20 protein-coding genes are annotated in these 16,599 nt (G+C 47.7%); 9 read left to right on the top strand and 11 right to left on the bottom strand.

Annotation, left to right across the window (positions count from 1 at the left end; all coding sequences use genetic code 11):
- Positions 1-84 precede the first annotated feature (84 nt).
- From BR62_RS0109765 to BR62_RS0109755, 3 genes are read left to right on the top strand one after another with little or no spacing between them, the layout of a single operon-like run.
- Complete coding sequence (locus BR62_RS0109765; protein WP_007408496.1) at positions 85-345, top strand: spore germination protein; 261 nt, start codon at positions 85-87, stop codon at positions 343-345.
- Positions 346-359: 14 nt separating this feature from the next.
- Positions 360-602, top strand: a complete 243-nt coding sequence (locus BR62_RS0109760; protein WP_003155595.1) for a spore germination protein — start codon at positions 360-362, stop codon at positions 600-602.
- Between the two features lie 15 nt (positions 603-617).
- Positions 618-1,049, top strand: a complete 432-nt coding sequence (locus BR62_RS0109755) for an Hsp20/alpha crystallin family protein (RefSeq protein WP_032870672.1) — start codon at positions 618-620, stop codon at positions 1,047-1,049.
- Between the two features lie 9 nt (positions 1,050-1,058).
- On the opposite strand, the gene BR62_RS0109750 is transcribed toward BR62_RS0109755, so the two are convergent.
- A complete protein-coding gene (locus tag BR62_RS0109750; RefSeq protein WP_020955499.1) occupies positions 1,059-1,436 on the bottom strand; it encodes a DnaJ family domain-containing protein in 378 nt (125 codons plus the stop codon).
- Between the two features lie 245 nt (positions 1,437-1,681).
- Between BR62_RS0109750 and BR62_RS0109745 the strand changes: the two genes are divergently transcribed.
- Complete coding sequence (locus BR62_RS0109745) at positions 1,682-3,619, top strand: lipoteichoic acid synthase (protein ID WP_020955498.1); 1,938 nt, start codon at positions 1,682-1,684, stop codon at positions 3,617-3,619.
- A gap of 40 nt (positions 3,620-3,659) precedes the next feature.
- On the opposite strand, the gene BR62_RS0109740 is transcribed toward BR62_RS0109745, so the two are convergent.
- Both BR62_RS0109740 and nagE read right to left on the bottom strand, forming a co-directional pair.
- Positions 3,660-4,103 carry a YfmQ family protein gene (locus BR62_RS0109740; RefSeq protein ID WP_032870670.1) on the bottom strand — a complete coding sequence of 148 codons (444 nt, stop codon included), beginning with the start codon at positions 4,101-4,103 and terminating at the stop codon, positions 3,660-3,662.
- Positions 4,104-4,229: 126 nt separating this feature from the next.
- On the bottom strand, positions 4,230-5,612 hold the full coding sequence (gene nagE, locus BR62_RS0109735; protein WP_015239387.1) for an N-acetylglucosamine-specific PTS transporter subunit IIBC: 1,383 nt from the start codon (positions 5,610-5,612) through the stop codon (positions 4,230-4,232).
- Positions 5,613-5,776: 164 nt separating this feature from the next.
- On the opposite strand from nagE, the gene map reads away from it, so the two are divergent.
- The 4 genes from map to BR62_RS19180 all read left to right on the top strand — a co-directional run bounded on the left by map (position 5,777) and on the right by BR62_RS19180 (position 7,445).
- On the top strand, positions 5,777-6,526 hold the full coding sequence (gene map / locus BR62_RS0109730; RefSeq protein WP_007408490.1) for a type I methionyl aminopeptidase: 750 nt from the start codon (positions 5,777-5,779) through the stop codon (positions 6,524-6,526).
- Between the two features lie 56 nt (positions 6,527-6,582).
- On the top strand, positions 6,583-6,894 hold the full coding sequence (locus BR62_RS0109725; protein WP_032870668.1) for a DUF3243 domain-containing protein: 312 nt from the start codon (positions 6,583-6,585) through the stop codon (positions 6,892-6,894).
- Positions 6,895-6,976: 82 nt separating this feature from the next.
- Complete coding sequence (locus tag BR62_RS19565) at positions 6,977-7,132, top strand: hypothetical protein (RefSeq protein ID WP_003155608.1); 156 nt, start codon at positions 6,977-6,979, stop codon at positions 7,130-7,132.
- Positions 7,133-7,310: 178 nt separating this feature from the next.
- Positions 7,311-7,445 (top strand): YflJ family protein, encoded by a 135-nt coding sequence (locus tag BR62_RS19180; RefSeq protein ID WP_003155609.1) that lies wholly within the window; start codon positions 7,311-7,313, stop codon positions 7,443-7,445.
- Positions 7,446-7,485: 40 nt separating this feature from the next.
- On the opposite strand, the gene BR62_RS0109720 is transcribed toward BR62_RS19180, so the two are convergent.
- Complete coding sequence (locus BR62_RS0109720) at positions 7,486-8,145, bottom strand: MOSC domain-containing protein (protein ID WP_015239385.1); 660 nt, start codon at positions 8,143-8,145, stop codon at positions 7,486-7,488.
- A 67-nt stretch (positions 8,146-8,212) separates the two neighbouring features.
- On the opposite strand from BR62_RS0109720, the gene BR62_RS0109715 reads away from it, so the two are divergent.
- Entirely contained in the window at positions 8,213-8,485 is a 273-nt protein-coding gene (locus BR62_RS0109715; RefSeq protein ID WP_015239384.1) for an acylphosphatase, read from the top strand.
- On the opposite strand, the gene nosA is transcribed toward BR62_RS0109715, so the two are convergent.
- The 7 genes from nosA to BR62_RS0109680 form a co-directional block, all read right to left on the bottom strand.
- Positions 8,479-9,570: a nitric oxide synthase gene (gene nosA / locus BR62_RS0109710; RefSeq protein WP_007408487.1), complete on the bottom strand. Its 1,092-nt coding sequence runs from the start codon at positions 9,568-9,570 to the stop codon at positions 8,479-8,481. The two genes, BR62_RS0109715 and nosA, sit on opposite strands and share 7 nt — an antisense overlap.
- Positions 9,571-9,693: 123 nt before the next feature.
- Positions 9,694-10,488, bottom strand: coding sequence for an MBL fold metallo-hydrolase (locus BR62_RS0109705; protein ID WP_007408486.1), 795 nt, complete (start codon positions 10,486-10,488; stop codon positions 9,694-9,696).
- 51 nt (positions 10,489-10,539) lie between these two features.
- Positions 10,540-11,838, bottom strand: a complete 1,299-nt coding sequence (locus BR62_RS0109700; RefSeq protein ID WP_032870667.1) for an Mg(2+)/citrate complex secondary transporter CitM — start codon at positions 11,836-11,838, stop codon at positions 10,540-10,542.
- 192 nt (positions 11,839-12,030) lie between these two features.
- Positions 12,031-12,993, bottom strand: a complete 963-nt coding sequence (locus BR62_RS0109695) for a tripartite tricarboxylate transporter substrate binding protein (protein ID WP_012117061.1) — start codon at positions 12,991-12,993, stop codon at positions 12,031-12,033.
- Between the two features lie 12 nt (positions 12,994-13,005).
- Positions 13,006-13,686 carry a response regulator gene (locus tag BR62_RS0109690; RefSeq protein ID WP_007408483.1) on the bottom strand — a complete coding sequence of 227 codons (681 nt, stop codon included), beginning with the start codon at positions 13,684-13,686 and terminating at the stop codon, positions 13,006-13,008.
- Positions 13,683-15,287 carry a sensor histidine kinase gene (locus BR62_RS0109685; protein ID WP_032870665.1) on the bottom strand — a complete coding sequence of 535 codons (1,605 nt, stop codon included), beginning with the start codon at positions 15,285-15,287 and terminating at the stop codon, positions 13,683-13,685. Before BR62_RS0109685 ends, BR62_RS0109690 begins: the two co-directional genes overlap by 4 nt.
- Before the next feature lie 184 nt (positions 15,288-15,471).
- Positions 15,472-16,599 (bottom strand): exosporium glycoprotein BclB-related protein (locus BR62_RS0109680; protein ID WP_050498181.1); only part of this gene is annotated, 1,128 nt, incomplete at its 5' end.

Genomic DNA, 16,599 nt, shown 5'->3' with positions numbered 1-16,599 from the left:
TCGGGAACATGTCCGGGCGGAATTCACAACAGGAGCACAAAAAGCATACAGTACTGTACAACTAAGTTAAAGAGGTGTGAAGAGATGCCATCCACTGTTATCAACCTGTACTATTTGAAGATTAACAGTATTTCTGGCAACGGATCTATTACGATTGGGGAAGCGGCATACAACAGTCCCACCACAAATAACAAATCACAAGGACTGAACTCTTCATTCGGCGATACGTCACCTATAGAATCGATGATGGAGAACTTGTTAAATGATCCTGATGTCAACGACCAGACAGCCATCGGAACCGCAGATACCGCAAATATTACGCCGGTGCCGCCCATTATAGATTAAAGGGGTTTTTATGAATGCCTTACCAAATTAACGTCGTCAATATAAAAGTAAACGGAGCAACGCAAAACGGAAACGTCGATATCGGTCAGACCGTACAAAACAGCCACACCGCCAACAGCAAATTTGTCGGCGCGAACTTTTCTTTAGGGGATTTTTCGCCGGCCGCCGGATGTTTGAATTCGGGCCATCTTGACCCTGACGTGAGCGATCAGGATCAGATCGCCAACCCGTCAATGCCGATCGCAAATCAAATATAGGGAGGTTCTGCCGAAGTGGATATCGAGAAAATGAGAAAGTGGCTTGAGATTACGAACGAGCACAAGCCCAGCGAATTTTGGACCAATGTCCTGAAACGGAAATCTCCCGAAGATTTTTTCTCCTTACAAAAAAACACCCTGACTTATGATATTTATCAGGATGAACAGCACACATTTGTCATTGTGGAAATGCCCGGCGTTTACGAAGAAGAATTGACATTGAGGCTGCTGTCAAGAACACGGCTGCATATAAGAGGAAACATCACACCCCTTTTTCCAAAGAACATGGGCGTCTGCCAAAACCGGTATTACGGGGAAATCGATGAGACGATTGAGCTTCCTGAACCGGCTGAGCCCCACCTGTTACAGGCGCAGTGCGTAAACGGCCTGCTCCACATTTCCTACCCGCGCCTTATGGAGCACATTCCTTTTCAGAAAAAAATCTAAAGAGCCGGCTTACGGGCGGCCCAGCCGTCTGTACACTTTCTCCTTATAATGAGAAGATGCGGGTTTTGAGAACATGGCTTTCTCCTCCGTCAGTTTGTCGAGTCTGACTTGTTTTTCCGTCCGTTTGTTCCGCAGGTGATCCCGCTCCTGTTCATTGCGGCACTTGGCGATCAAATAATCGAGCGTCATCAGCTCTTTCTTCAGCGCGCCCTCATCCTCGGCGATCCCGGCGTTTTTTAATATGCGGTAGCCCATTCTGAGCGACTCCGGAAGATGTGCGGCATCGTCTTTCGGCAGGGGCTTTCCCATTCCTTTGATGTCGGCGAACTCTCCATCCTTAATGGCGCGCTTGATTTTATCTTCAGCCACGATATGGGCAATATCCATCACTGTTCACCTCTTTTTTCAATAGAACCGGGTATGATCATACGGAAACACAAATCCCAGTTTGTGCCATTTATATGTTTTAAAGCTGTCATTCAACAGATCAACCGCCGTTGCGACAGCGTTTTTCGCCCTTTTTCCGATGAGCCTTTTCCACCTTTTCTATTTGCTGGTTTCATGGTATATTGATTATGTTCGTTTTTTCTATCGTTCCGTGTAAACCGTGATCGGAAAAAAGGAGTGTAACAATGAAAACATTTATAAAAGAAAGAGGACTTGCCTTCTTCTTGATAGCGGTCGTGTTATTGTGGGTGAAAACATATGTCGCTTATATTTTAAACTTTAACCTCGGCATAGACAACACGATCCAGAAAATATTGCTTTTTGTGAATCCGCTGAGCTCCAGCTTGTTCTTTCTTGGATTTGGGCTTCTTTTCAAGAAAAAATTACAGCAGACAGCCATTATTGTGATTCATTTTTTATTGTCTTTTTTGCTTTTTGCAAACATCGTCTATTATAGATTCTTTAATGATTTCATTACCATCCCGGTCATGATGCAGGCAAAGACAAACGGCGGCCAGCTCGGAGACAGCGCGTTCTCGTTAATGAGATGGACAGACGCCTTCTACTTCCTGGATACCGTCATTTTGATTATTTTGGCCCTTAAGATGAAAAAACCGGCTGAAAAACCGGCGAAGAAATCATTCAGAATCGTTTTGGCTTCCGCCGTGCTTATGTTCCTGATCAACCTCGCCGTCGCGGAATCCGACCGTCCTGAGCTTTTGACACGCTCATTTGACCGAAACTATCTGGTGAAATACTTGGGCACGTACAACTTTACGATTTACGATGCCGTGCAGAATGTGAAATCAAACAGCCAGCGCGCGCTTGCCGATTCAAGCGATGTAACGGATGTGGAAAACTATATGAAGGCCAACTATGACGTGCCGAATAACGTCTACTTCGGAAAAGCCGAAGGAAAAAACGTCATCTACGTCTCATTAGAGTCTCTGCAATCCTTTATCATTGACTATAAAATTAACGGCAAGGAAGTGACGCCGTTTTTAAATAAGCTGGCGCACGATAATCAAACATTCTACTTTGATAACTTTTTCCACCAAACGGGACAAGGTAAAACATCTGATGCGGAATTTATGATGGAGAACTCTCTGTACCCGCTTTCGCAAGGTTCTGTTTTCGTCAATAAAGCACAAAACACGCTGCAGTCCGTTCCTGCGATCCTAAAAGGCAAAAAGTACACGTCTGCCGCTTTCCACGGAAATACGCAGACTTTCTGGAACCGTAACGAAATGTACAAAGCGGAAGGCATCGATAAGTTTTTCGATTCCGCTTATTATGACATGAGCGAAGAAAACACGAAAAACTACGGCATGAAAGACAAACCGTATTTCAAAGAATCCATGCCGCTCTTAAAGAGCCTGCCGCAGCCGTTCTATACGAAGTTCATTACGCTGTCCAACCACTTCCCGTTCGGAATGGATAAAGAAGACACGGACTTCCCGGCGGGAGACTTTGGCGATTCAGTCGTCAATAACTACTTCCAGTCCGCGAACTATTTGGATGAATCAATCGAACAGTTCTTTCATGACCTGAAAAAAGACGGCCTGTACGATAAGTCGATTATCGTGATGTACGGAGACCACTACGGCATCTCCGAAAACCATAATAAAGCGATGGCGAAAGTGCTCGGCAAAGATGAGATCACTGAATACGACAATGCCCAGCTTCAGCGGGTGCCGCTCTTTATCCACGCTCCCGGCGTGAAAGGCGGCCGCAATCACAAATTTGCCGGTGAAGTCGATGTCGCGCCGACCGTTCTTCATCTGCTCGGCGTCGATACGAAAGATTATCTCATGTCAGGTTCAGATATCTTATCGAAAGAGCACAGAGAAGTCATTCCGTTCCGTAACGGAGACTTCATCTCGCCGAACTATACGAAAGTGTCCGGCAAGTATTACGATACGAAAACCGGAAGACTTTTAGATGATTCAGAAGTCGACAAAAAAGAAGACTCTCTCGTCAAGACTGAGCTTGAAATGTCTGATAAGATCATCAACGGCGATCTGCTTCGTTTCTATCAGCCGAAAGGCTTTAAGAAAGTGGATCCTTCACAATTCGATTATACGAAGCGTGAAGATTCCTCAGCAGATGATCAAAAAGAATAAACAAAAGCCAGATCATATCAATGATCTGGCTTTTTTATGTTCAGCTCCCGGCGGCGGCCATAGAGCGCTTTTGCAGGCTGTCGGAAAGAACTGAATAAGCGACGACTTTCTTTTTCTGCTGTTTGACGACATCTACATGATCTTCGTAGCTGTATACAAACACCGTCATATCTTTTTTTCCTTTTCTCGTCTTAATGACAAGCGGATCGGCTCCGTTTTGCGGATGAAGATAACGCTCTTCATCCCCTGGGTATATATAATGCCGTTCGATAAACACGGCTTCGTTAAAATCATCAATCACCCGGCGTTTGTCTTCGCCTTCCAGACGTTTTCCGCCGAGGGAAACGGCAGCGGACGCGTCACTGAGCTTTGAATGGGTTTCAAACTTGCGGAGGATCCATTCCACCGCTCCGGTAGGAAGGCATGTCAGCACAATCTTAATCAGGCTTATGACAACAATTGAAACAACTGCAATCCATGTCACCTTACATCATCTCCATACTTGTTCTACATGAATCTTAACATAGAAGAAAACGTTGTTTTTTGTACATTATGTGAAACTTGATATATGTTCAAAAAAAATCCGGATCACCTAGGTGATCCGGATTTTTCAAGTCTGCTTCTGGTCGTCACGGCGGACGGCTTCTCTCAGCTCTTCCGCGACAAATTCGACGTTCGGCCCGATAATGACCTGCGCCGTTTTATTCCCCGTTTTGATAACCCCTTTTGCTCCCGCTTTTTTAAGCGCCGCTTCATTAATGAGAGACGTATCCTGCACGGTCAGCCTGAGGCGGGTCGCACAGTGATCAATCGTTTCAAGGTTTTGCCTGCCGCCGAGCCCCTTGAGCATGGCATGTTCTTCGACGGAACCGGCCGTATCTTCACTAAGCACTTCTTCCTCTTCCTCATCATCTTCCCGTCCCGGCGTTTTCAAGTTTAACGTTTTGATGAGCATATAGAAGACGACAAAATAGATCACCGCATAACAAAGCCCGACAACGAGCAGCAAAAGCGGTTTTTCGGCAATGCCGTAGCTGAGGAGATAATCGATCGCCCCCGCCGAGAATGAAAAACCTGACCTGATTCCGAGAACATTCACGATAAATAAAGAGAACCCGGTTAATATAGCATGAACCCCGTACAAAAGCGGTGATAAAAACATAAATGCAAATTCAATCGGCTCTGTAATTCCGGTAATAAATGCCGTCAGCGCGAGACCGATCATCATTCCGGCCGTCGCTTTGCGCTTACTTGGCTTAGCCGCGGCAATCATTGCCAGACATGCGGCCGGAAGCCCGAACATCATAATCGGGAAGAATCCCGTCATATAAGTTCCCGCCGTCGGATCCTTCGCAAAGAAGCGGGCCAGATCTCCCGTTTTTCCGTGAAAATCGCCAAACTGGAACCAAAAAATATTATTCAGCACATGATGAAGACCGAACGGAATCAAAAGCCGGTTAAAAATCCCGTAAATCCCGGCGCCGATTCCGCCAAGCCCGATCATCCATTCCCCGAAAGACGTAATCACCGACTGAATCGGCGGCCACACAAATCCGAAGATCCCCGCCAAAATAATGGTAATCAGCGCCGTTACAATCGGAACGAGCCTGCGCCCGCTGAAAAACCCGAGATATTCGGGCAGCTTCGTATCCTTAAAGCGATTATACGTGTATCCCGCAATTAACCCCGCGATAATCCCTCCGAAAACGGCCATATTATTTGTCGAATTGATTGATTTTACAGCAGCGTCCAGCATGATATAAGAAATTGCTCCCGACAGAGCGGCGGCCCCGTTGCTGTCTTTCGAAATCCCAATCGCGATTCCGATCGCGAAAATCAGCGGCAGATGATCAAATACCGCGGTCCCCGCCGCGTAAATGAACGGAATATTTAATAAGTCCTCTCTGCCGATGGCCAAAATAATACCAACGGCGGGCAGAACGGCAATCGGAAGCATAAATGATTTTCCGAGTTTTTGCAAAAATTGAAGCATTTTACCCATCCCCCTTCTTTTTTCTTAAATATACCACATAAGTTATCTAGTGATCTATACCAATTTTCCTTCATTTATTCACATAAGGCTTGTTGGTTTTCTATTTATAAACCAGTTGTGGTAAGCTTGAATCAGATGATTAAAAATAGAAAGCGGGAATGACAATGATTGTAACGAACGATCAAGAATTAGAAGGCCTTAAAAAAATCGGCAGAATCGTCGCGCTGGCGCGTGAAGAAATGAAGAAAAAAGCCGAGCCCGGCATGAGCACGAAAGATCTTGACCTGATCGGAAAGGCGGTGCTTGACGAGCACGGAGCCGCTTCCGCTCCGGAGAAGGAATACGATTTCCCGGGCGTGACATGCATCAGCGTAAATGACGAAGTCGCTCACGGCATTCCGAGCGCCTCTAAAATCTTAAAAGCCGGAGATCTTGTAAATATCGATATTTCGGCGGAGTTCGGCGGTTTTTATTCCGATACGGGAATTTCATTTGTGCTCGGAGAAGGCGATGAACGTCTGCAAAAGCTTTGTAACTGCGCAGCATCCGCATTTCAGAAAGGATTGGATCAGGCAAAAGCCGGCAAACGCCAAAACCAGATCGGCAGAGCCGTCTACCACGAAGCCCGCTCCAACGGATTTACCGTCATTAAAACGCTGACGGGCCACGGGATCGGCAGAAACCTCCACGAAGCGCCGAACCACATCATGAATTACTACGATCCGTTTGATAACGCGCTGTTTAAAAACGGAACCGTGATCGCGCTTGAGCCGTTTATTTCCACGAAAGCGGAAACGATTGTTGAAGCGGGAGACGGCTGGACGTTTAAAACGCCGGATAAAAGCCTTGTCGCCCAAGTGGAACACACCATCGTGATCACAAAAGATAAACCGATTATTTTAACTGCATTGTAATGTTTCATCTCCCTTCCAAACAGGTATACAACAACTAACCCGAAGGAGGGAGACGCATGAAAAAAGATAAAGAAAAAATCAAAATCGAAAACGAAATACACGCCATGCACGGCGTAACGAAACAGCAGATTTTAGAGGATTTCGAGGAATTTAAGGCGTACCTTCATCAGAAAATTTCCGCCGGAAAAAGACTGGGTCTGGATGACAGCAAAATCATCAAAAGCGCCGCCATCCTCGGGGACTATCTCGCCAAACACGAGGAGCCCCGCAATGCGGAAGAAAAACTCTTACAAGAACTGTGGGACATTGCGGATGACAATGAAAAACAGCATTTGGCCCAGCTTCTCGTCAAACTTGCCGGACACTGATACAGTGCCCGGCTTTTTTATGCTCCGTTATAAGAGTTGTGCTACACTGGACATATGTCTGTGAAAGGAGCCATTTTTCAACATGTGGTTTATTATCTTCGGGTTTATTTTCTTTATTGAAAGCATCATTCTCACCGTTTACGGAGTGAAGAAAAAGAAGGGGATGCTGATTTATTTCGGCGTCGTTTTCGGAATCATGACACTCGGAACGGTGCTGTTAAAATTAACCGGCCATTAAGCATGAAAAGACCGCCCTTTACATATATATGTAAGAAAGCTTTACATCTCTGAATCGAAAGTCTCAGTTTTTGCGTTATCCCTTTTCAGCGTCTTTTTATAGATGTTACAATGCCAAAAGTTTGGCAAAAACTGAAGAAACCTCCCCAGCGGGAGAACGGAGAAAGGAGTTTTCTGACATGCATTATGGCAGTAAAGGCTGGTATGTAGAAGAGTTAAAGAAAAAAGGAATTACCCACTATGAAGGAAGAAAGCTTCAAAGCTTCAAAAAGTACTTCCTTGCCAATCTGCTGGAAACAAAAAAACAAGCATAACGTAAATCAGCCGTGCTGTCAGTGCAGCACGGCTTTTTTTCTATACATTAGTGAGCCTGTCTCTTTTTTTAAGGAAGGACTCCCTCCAGCTTTCTGACAGCGCTTCTTCCCGCAGTATTTCTTCAATCGCTGACAGATTGCCGGAATCACGATATTTCACTTCATTCGCATACCAGACGGAAATGCTTTCTTTTCCTCTCGACAGACGCTTGAGGACGGGACGCGGATCGACATATCCTTCTTCAAGCACCCTGAAATAAAAGCCGGTAAATCCCGTCTGCTGTACACGGAGCACCATATCTTTGATGCCATATTTGAGCGCGAGTTTGACGCAGGGCTGGCGCGGCTGGCTTACTTGAACGACGGCTTCCCCCAGCTGAAAGACGTCTCCGATCCACACGTCTTGTTCGGCAAGTCCTTTGACCGTTACATTCTCCCCGAACGCGGCGGCGGGAAGTTTTCTTGCGAGCGTTGTTTCCCAATATGAATAATGCTCGGCGGGATACACGCACACCGCTTTATCGGGACCTCCGTGATGCTTCAGATCAGCCTGCCCGTCCCCGTCAAAATGGGTTTTATACAGCATGACGGGAGAATCTGCGGGCCGCTTTATGATGCCGGAATTGATTTGTCTGCCGGCAAATTCATGAATTGCGGGCTTTCCGAGATTGATAGATAAGACAGAATAGTCTTGCGTCACCTCGTTCACATCCTTTGCGAAATCTCATATCTTTCCTTTATCATAGTAAGAAAAAGGTGGTTTTTCCATGCTTCAATATCATATGATTGCAGACGGCCGGGTTCAGGGCGTAGGTTTTCGCTACTTCGTCCAGATGGAAGCCGACAGACATAAGGTAGCCGGCTGGGTAAAAAACCGTGATGACGGCCGGGTGGAAATCCTTGCCGAAGGTCCTGAAGAGTCGTTAAAACAATTTGCCGAAGCAGTCAGAAAAGGCAGCCCCTTCTCAAATGTCACAGGCGTAACCATCGAAGAATCACACCGTCTGAAAGGGTACCGCACTTTTACCATCAGTTACTGATAAGGCTTGTCCTGATAATAATAATTCGGCTTCACAATCGTATTGTCATATGATTTATGGAAAATGTGGGTGGAAGCCGGCGAGATCGGCGGAATCAGCCAGGTCCAGTCGCCCGTCAGCTTTCTGCCCGCGTCTTGTTCCTGTTCTTCAAAGCGTTTAAATTGATTCGCCGCCGTATGGTGATCGACAATGCTGACACCGTGTTTTTTGTATGAATAGAGCACTGCTTTATTCAGTTCCACCAGCACCTGATCTTTCCACAGGTCGGTATTCAGGCTGGCGGAAATCCCCATGACCGCAGCGGCTTTTTTGAGCATATCATACCGTTTTTCGTCAGCAAGGTTCCTTGCGCCGATTTCGGTTCCCATATACCATCCGTTAAAAGGCGCCGCGTTGTACGACAGCCCGCCGATTTCAAGCCTCATATCGGCGATAATCGGAACCCCGTACCATCTGAGATTTAAATCGGCAAACTCTTCAATATCCGGATGGGTGATCGGCACTTCTTTCACGAGCGTCTGAGGCAGGTCATACCAGACCGGCTGCCCGTCCCCTTTCATCCGGAAAAGCAGCGGCAGAATATCAAAATCGGTCCGCTTCCCGCGCCAGCCGAGTTTTTCGCAGACAGCCGTCAGCTCATATGATGCCGGATCACCGACTCTTCCTTTTTCAGTCTCATATCCCGCATAGCGGATGAGCTGGTGATTCCAGATCTCCACTTGTTTTTCCCCATTCTTCTCAGGAGGGAAAATCGTAATCGTCGGTTTAATTTTTCCGCCGTTCGTGGCGATTTTGATATGTTCAAATAATGCGTCGCGCACCTCTTCTTTCGTGTTCACACCGCGCCGGTCAATGACGTTCAGCGATTGCCAGAACAGACGCCCGATACAGCGGTTGCTGTTGCGCCACGCCATTTTCGCCCCGTGTTCAAGCTCTTCCGCCGTATGGACGTAACTTCCCGTCCGATCTATCTCATCTTTTATCGCGTGCAGACGCGCGTTGATTTGCGATTCCATTCCGAGTTCCTGATAGCAGACATCAATAAAATCCTTCGCCTCATCCCAAAGTATTTCCGTATGTTTCAAAAAACTCTCTCCTTCAATTTACATCTGTTTCCCATTGTATCGTTTTTAAGTGTGAACACAATGGTTTTTTTGTATCATACTGGAAACTGCAAAGAAAAAACACCTGTGATGTTCGCAGGTGTTTTACAAAACGGAATGCAGTTTTTCAGCCAGTGTAAGCAAATCCTCACGGTAGTTTTTTCCCGTCATCGGAATTCCGTGACCCGTCAAAAGCGCTTCCGGCTCCAGTTCGGCCAGTTTCTGAACGGATGCGGCCGCCGTCTGCGTATCCGCTGTAAAATAAGCAGGCGGCCCGTGAAGCTCTTGCTTTTGAATGACAACGTCCGCAAGCGATTCCTGTTCAACAGTGATCACGGCATCACCGGCAAGCAGAACGCGGTCTTTATCCCGGAATAATGAAATATGGCCGGGGGTGTGACCGGGCGTATGCACCCATTTCCATTCTTCAAGAAACGGAACGGTACCGTCTGAAGGCAGTGCCTGAACGGACGGAATGCGGATCGTATGGCGCGGAAACAGCGGTGACAGCTTTGCGACAAGCCCTTTTTTCGCATCGGGCCTGGCAGGCGGATAATCCGCTTTCCCCGTGACGTACGGGAGCTCCTTTTCATGAATGTAAACCGGCACATCCCAAAGCTCAAGCAGCTCTTCAATCGCACCGACATGATCAAAATGACCGTGTGTCAAAATGACCGCCTTCAGCTGATACCCCTCTTTGAATCGGCGTTTCATTTCTTCTGTTATCATCTCTGCCGATTGCGGCATTCCCGCGTCAACCAGAATGATTTCCCGCGGAGCTGAGGGATTTTCGATAAAGTAAACATTCGCAATCTGCACGGTCAGTCCGTAAACGCCGTCCGCCGCTTTAAAACCGGCGCCGCTTCTCACTGAAAAAAGCGGCATAAACGGATCACTCATCATGGCACCTCCTCTGATGCCTTTAGTGTGCGACGAACCGGGTGTTTTATGTTAAAAAATCGTGATTGCGCCGATGATGAGCGCAAAGGCCGTCATGACGATAACGGCAAGAACCGCCCATTTCATCGCAAACTTCTGGTGTTCATCAATGGTGACCCCGGCAAGCCCGACTAATAAATGCGTCGACGGCACGAGCGGGCTTAACATATGAATCGGCTGGCCGATGATCGAAGCGCGGGCGATTTCCACCTTATCTACACCGTACGCCACGGCGGTCTCGGACAAAATGGGCAGCACGCCGTAAAAATAGGCGTCATTGGGCATCAGAAACGTAAAGATACCGCTCGTTAAGGCAACAATCGCCGGAATAAATCCCCCCATCTGTTCCGGAATAAGCGTTACGAGGGAAATGGCCATCTCATCAACCATCTTCGTCCCCGTTAAAATTCCGGTAAACACGCCTGCGGCAAAAATCATCGAACCGATCGCAAGCACATTGCTCGAATGGGCTGAAATACGCTCCCTTTGATCGTTAAGCTTCGGATAGTTGACAATCAGCGCGATACAAAACGCAATGATGAACAGCACGGTTAAATTCACTTTTCCTGACACTAAAAATCCCACTAAAGAAAGCGTTAACAGTAAATTGAACCACCACAGTTTCGGCCGCCTCCATTCATCTTCCGCAGCCGCAGCCGTTTCATTTGTATGGGACGGCTGCTTTAATTCGATCACCCCGAGCCGTTTCCTTTCCATCCTTCCGAGTACATAAGCGACCACAATCATACACACCATTCCGCTGGCAATGACAGGCAGCATCGGCCCCGTCAGCTCTGCCGGGTCAACGCCGAGCGCACTCGCCGCACGCGGCGTCGCGCCGCCCCATGGTATCGTGTTCATGATACCCATGCCGACACCGGCGATTCCCGCTAAAATAATCGGACGGATTCCGAGCATGATATACAAAGGCAGCATTGCGCTTGTCGTAATCATATACGTCGTCGAGCCGTCTCCGTCCAGTGCGACAAGCATGGTTAAAACGGCTGTTCCGACTACAATTTTGAGCGGGTCACCTTTAACCAGCTTTAAAATACGCGACACCATCGGATCAAATAAACCGGTATCAATCATAATGCCGAAATAAAGAATCGCAAACATAATCATGACTGCAATCGGCGCCACCTGTTCAATCCCGGAAATCATCATCTCGCCGACCCGGTTAAAAGAAAACCCGGCAAACAGCGCAAACACGATCGGCGTTAATACGAGCGCCGTTAACACTGAAAGCCGTTTTGTCATAATCAGTACCATAAAAACAAGCATCATAAGAAAGCCTAAGATTGCTAACACAGTATGTCCCCCTTATCATGAATACGCTTACATTTTAAAGGCCCGATCCCCTTTATCCGCCTTTTTGCTATCTTATGAGAATTGGATATTGAAGTAAATATTTTGGATTTTAAAGATTTTTAATTTTTTATAACCTTTTCGTTCATTTTGTTCATTTATAAATAAAAAGCCTCCCGCAAATATGCGGAAGGCTTATTTTTCGCTGCTCATCATCTCTTTATAAAACTCGGTCTGCTCTTCTAAAAAGCGTTTTGCGCCGCTGCTGTTTTTATAAAAGCTCTCCCAATCCCGTTTTTTCAACATTTGCTTCCACTCCGCGGATGAGGTAATCTGTTTCAAAGCCTGATCCCAATAGGCGATCTCGCCTTCGGTCATGTCTTTCGGCCCCATGATGCCTCTCCAGTGCGCAAAGACAAACGGCACCCCCTGCTCTTTCCATGTCGGCACATCGCTGAAGCCGGAGAGCCTTTTGTCCGACGTAACGGCCGCCAATGTGATTTTCCCTTTCCGATAGGCGTCTCTCGCTTCTGAAATGGTCATTGAGGCGGCGTCTATCTCGTGGCTGATAAGAGCTTCAATGACTTCATTGCTGCTCCCGTATTGAAAAAAGCGGATATCAAACGGAGAGATTCCGGCCATTTCCGCCGCTCTCGCAAAGGAGAGCTGGTCATCATTTCCGAGGCCGGGCGCAAATCCGATTTTTATGCCGCCCGGATGTGCTTTAATATCGCCGAGCAGCCGCTTTCCGCTTTTTATCTTTGAATCCTTCGGAAGAGCGACGGTCTGCCACTCTTTTGCGATAATGGCCAAAGGCGTAAAATCAGCTGCCTTCAGCCGGCTTTGTCCCAAAATTTCATTGCTTAACAGCAGGCTTGAATTCATACTGATGACATCCGTTTTTCGTTCGTTTACATATTTCCAGCCGCTGTCTCCGCCTCCGCCGGGTTTATAGACGATCTTTACGGGCCGGCCTAATATTTGCTTCCGCTCTATTACCGATTGCAAAGCTTTTGCCGTTACGTCCCAGCCCCCTTGAGGCGCTGCCGGGACGACAATTTCAACCGGCCCTTCGGCTGAACGGATGCCCGCCATCTGCCGTCCGTCAAAAGAAACCAGCGCCGCCAGCATGACAAGAAGCACTCCCAACCGCTTCATTTCTCCCATCCCTTATTCATGTGCTAAATAATATTTCCGTTCCGGCCTGCCGATAATGCCGTACTCTAATTCAGCGAGCGCTTCTTCCTGAGAAACGAGAAACTCGGCGTAGCGCCGCGCCGTTGTTCTGGAGGCGCCCATTTTTTCGCCCAGTTCTTCAGCCGTCATCCCTTTTTGGGCTGCCCTGAGCGCGTTTTTGATTTTTTGAAGTGTAATCGAATTAATCCCGGTCGGCAGATCATTGAGCTGTTTTTGTTCTTTCTGACCGCTTCCGAAAAACATGTCGATAACGGACTGGCTCAGCTCCGGCTGTGAGTGCAGCCATTCTCTTTTTTCACGGTACTGCAAAAGCACTTCTGTAAATTTATGTGCCGACACCGGCTTTATGACATAGTGGGAAACGCCTGATCTGAGCGCTTCCTGCAGCAGTCTTGTTTCGGCAGAAGCCGTAATAATGATGATATCAACGGAAGGAAAACGGCCGCGGATAAGCGGGAGCAGATCTGTTCCCAGCTCATCCGGCATATAAATATCCAAAAGCAGCAGATCAGGCTGCCGTTTCTCAAGCAGCGATATGGTGTCTTTGGCATTGATTGCTTTGCCGATGACATTGAATCCATCAAGATGTTCGATAAATTTTTCATGAATTTGCGCTATTCGAAAGTCGTCCTCTGCAATCGCGATGTTAATCACTCCGATTCCCCCTTTGGCCTTTCTTTCGGTATAAACACCGTAAATACGGCTCCGCCGCTCTTTTGCTGCGAAATCTCTATCGATCCCTGTAATTCACTGACGGCTTCTTTCAGATTGGCTAAGCCGTATCCTCTCCTTGTCCCCTTTGAAGAGTAGCCCTTTTCAAATATGGTTTCTGTTTTTTCCTGAGGCACGCCATCCCCTGAGTCCGCCACTTCGATGACGATATCCCTGCCGATATCAGTCATAAAAAAGGCGACCTCTTTTTTCTCTTTTTCGGCGACGGCTTCGAAAGCGTTATCAATAAGATTTCCGATGATCGTAATGAGCTGGGATGAACCCACATGCTCCGGCAGCGATTCTAAAAAGCTGTTTTCATCTATTGAAAGCTTCACTTTCTTCTCAGACGCCTTTCCCATTTTTCCTAATAGTATGGCCTGAACCCGCTGTGAATGAATGTTTTGAAAGAGGATTTCGTGCTGTTCATTCTGGATGGCGTACTCTTCTTTTATCAGTTCAATGGCTTCATTATATTCTCCCAGCTCTAACAGACCGAGTATCGCGTAAAGCTTATTCGAGAATTCATGCGTTTGCGCCCGGAGATCCTCCGAGTATTTTTTCATTTCAGTCAGCTTGTTAATCAGTTTCTTGAGCTCTGTTTTCTCGCGGAAGCTGATCACCGCTCCGTATACTTGCCCGGTCTGCTTCATTTCTTTCACGTTTAAGATAAATACTTTATCTCCGGCACGCACCTCCACGTTCGGCGGTAATTCTCCCCCTGCCAACACCGGCATGAGATTTGCGCCCGGCATGATTTCTTTTATATGCCTTCCGATCATCGGTTCCGGCAGATTCAGCATATCAGCCGCAGATAAATTCATCATGGTTACCGCGCCTTCTTTGTTTACGGCGATAATCCCTTCTTTAATCGCAAGGAGCATCGCATTGCGCTCCCTGTACAGCGCTGCAATTTCATGCGGTTCAAGGCCGAGTGTATCTTTACGGATGCTTTTTGCGAGCGCCGCCGCTCCCCCGATGCCGATAAGAAACACCAAACATGCAAAATAGCCTAAATGCCGCAGATGCGCTTTCATATCTTTTTCTATCTCATCTTGTAAAAACTCGACTGTCACCGTTCCGACGACTTCGTTATGATTTTTTTCCTCCAAAATAACCGGCGCGCTCCCCCGGACAGCCTTCATTCCGTCGGAAACCGGTGACCCGCCGAACATGACGGTTTTATTTTGCAAATTTTGATTTTCTTTCGGAATACTGCTTCGGGCCGAATGAAATGCAACATGCCCTTTTTGATCAGTGATGTAGACGGCGTGCGCGCCTGCCTGTTCTTTCATTTGTTCAATGACGTCTAACTTTGTAAAAGCCTCTTGATCCGCAAGCCGGAACGCTTCTTTTACAGGAGGCATGTATGAAATGGTTTTTGCCGTTTGCACCGCCAGCTGTTCAGCCTGCTTCTGGCCTTCCTTTAATTGCTGAAAGGCAAATATAACTGTGAGCGTTCCGATGACAAGTATTAATAAAGCCGCAATTAATCCGGCGATTTTCATTTGCAGAGAGACATAAAACCGCTTCGCTTCCAACACAGCACCAGCCGTCCTTTCCTCCTAAAATCATACCATTTTTTAAATCTTCATTTCTCATTTTTGAGAATTTTCGTGATCTTTTTCTCTTGTGGCTTACCAAAAAGGTGATGATAGATATATATTTACTTTTACACAATTGATATAACACATAAAAAAGACTGACCGAAGTCAGTCTGGCAATCTATCAGGAAATCGTAACTCCCGCGCTTGCATATCCCGCCACTGTATTAATAAGCGAAAGGCCTGTCGCAGTGGCGGAGAATACCATTAACAGCCGGGTTTGAGGAGTTACCGCAATGTTCAGCCCTGTCGTGATTCCGTTGCTGATGCTGCCGATTGACAATACGCCGGTGAGGGGAGGAGCTAAAGTGACGGATGCTCCGGGAATCGGCGTGAACGTATTATTCGGCACTGTGGAACTGTATAATTGTGCGGTTATCGTAACAGTCGAGCCGACAAGCGACAATGCTGCGGTTGTACTGAAATAGGCGGCAATTGATGTAATGGTTCCGCTTCTCGGAACAGAAAAAGCAAAGTTCAGCAGAGTCCCTCCGGCTCCTGTAAGATCAATTGCGCCTCCCCCTCCGACATTGACGCCCGTCACAGAATTGCCGAACCCGACAAGGCTCACCGTTCCGATTAATCCGCCGGCAATGGTCGTCACGGCAGTTGGGAGACCTGAAGCAAAAGGAATGATTGCGCCTGCTCCTGTTGCGCCGGTTATTCCGGTTGTTCCCGTTACCCCAGTTGCACCTGTGGCTCCCGTTACTCCGGTTGCACCCGTTATTCCGGTAGATCCAGTATCTCCGGTTGCTCCGGTCGAGCCTGTTACTCCGGTCGCTCCTGTTACTCCGGTGGCTCCTGTTACTCCAGTTGATCCCGTTACTCCGGTTACTCCGGTTACTCCGGTTACTCCGGTTACTCCTGTTACTCCGGTCACTCCTGTTACTCCGGTTACTCCGGTGGCTCCCGTTATTCCTGTCGCTCCTGTTGCTCCGGTTATTCCAGTGGCTCCGGTGATCCCGGTTGCTCCTGTTGATCCCGTTACCCCGGTTGCTCCTGTTACTCCGGTGGCTCCAGTATCTCCAGTTGATCCCGTTATTCCTGTCGCTCCGGTGATCCCGGTTGCTCCTGTTATTCCTGTCGCTCCCGTTATCCCTGTTACTCCTGTTGATCCCGTTATCCCGGTTGCTCCTGTTACCCCGGTTGCTCCGGTTACTCCCGTTACCCCGGTTGCTCCGGTTACTCCCGTTATCCCGGTGGCTCCCGTTACTCCGGTTGCTCCGGTGATCCCGGTTGCTCCCGTTATCCC

Source organism: Bacillus sp. UNC69MF, assembly GCF_000746035.1.
Classification (GTDB): domain Bacteria; phylum Bacillota; class Bacilli; order Bacillales; family Bacillaceae; genus Bacillus; species Bacillus velezensis.
This window is presented reverse-complemented; position numbering and strand designations above follow the sequence as displayed.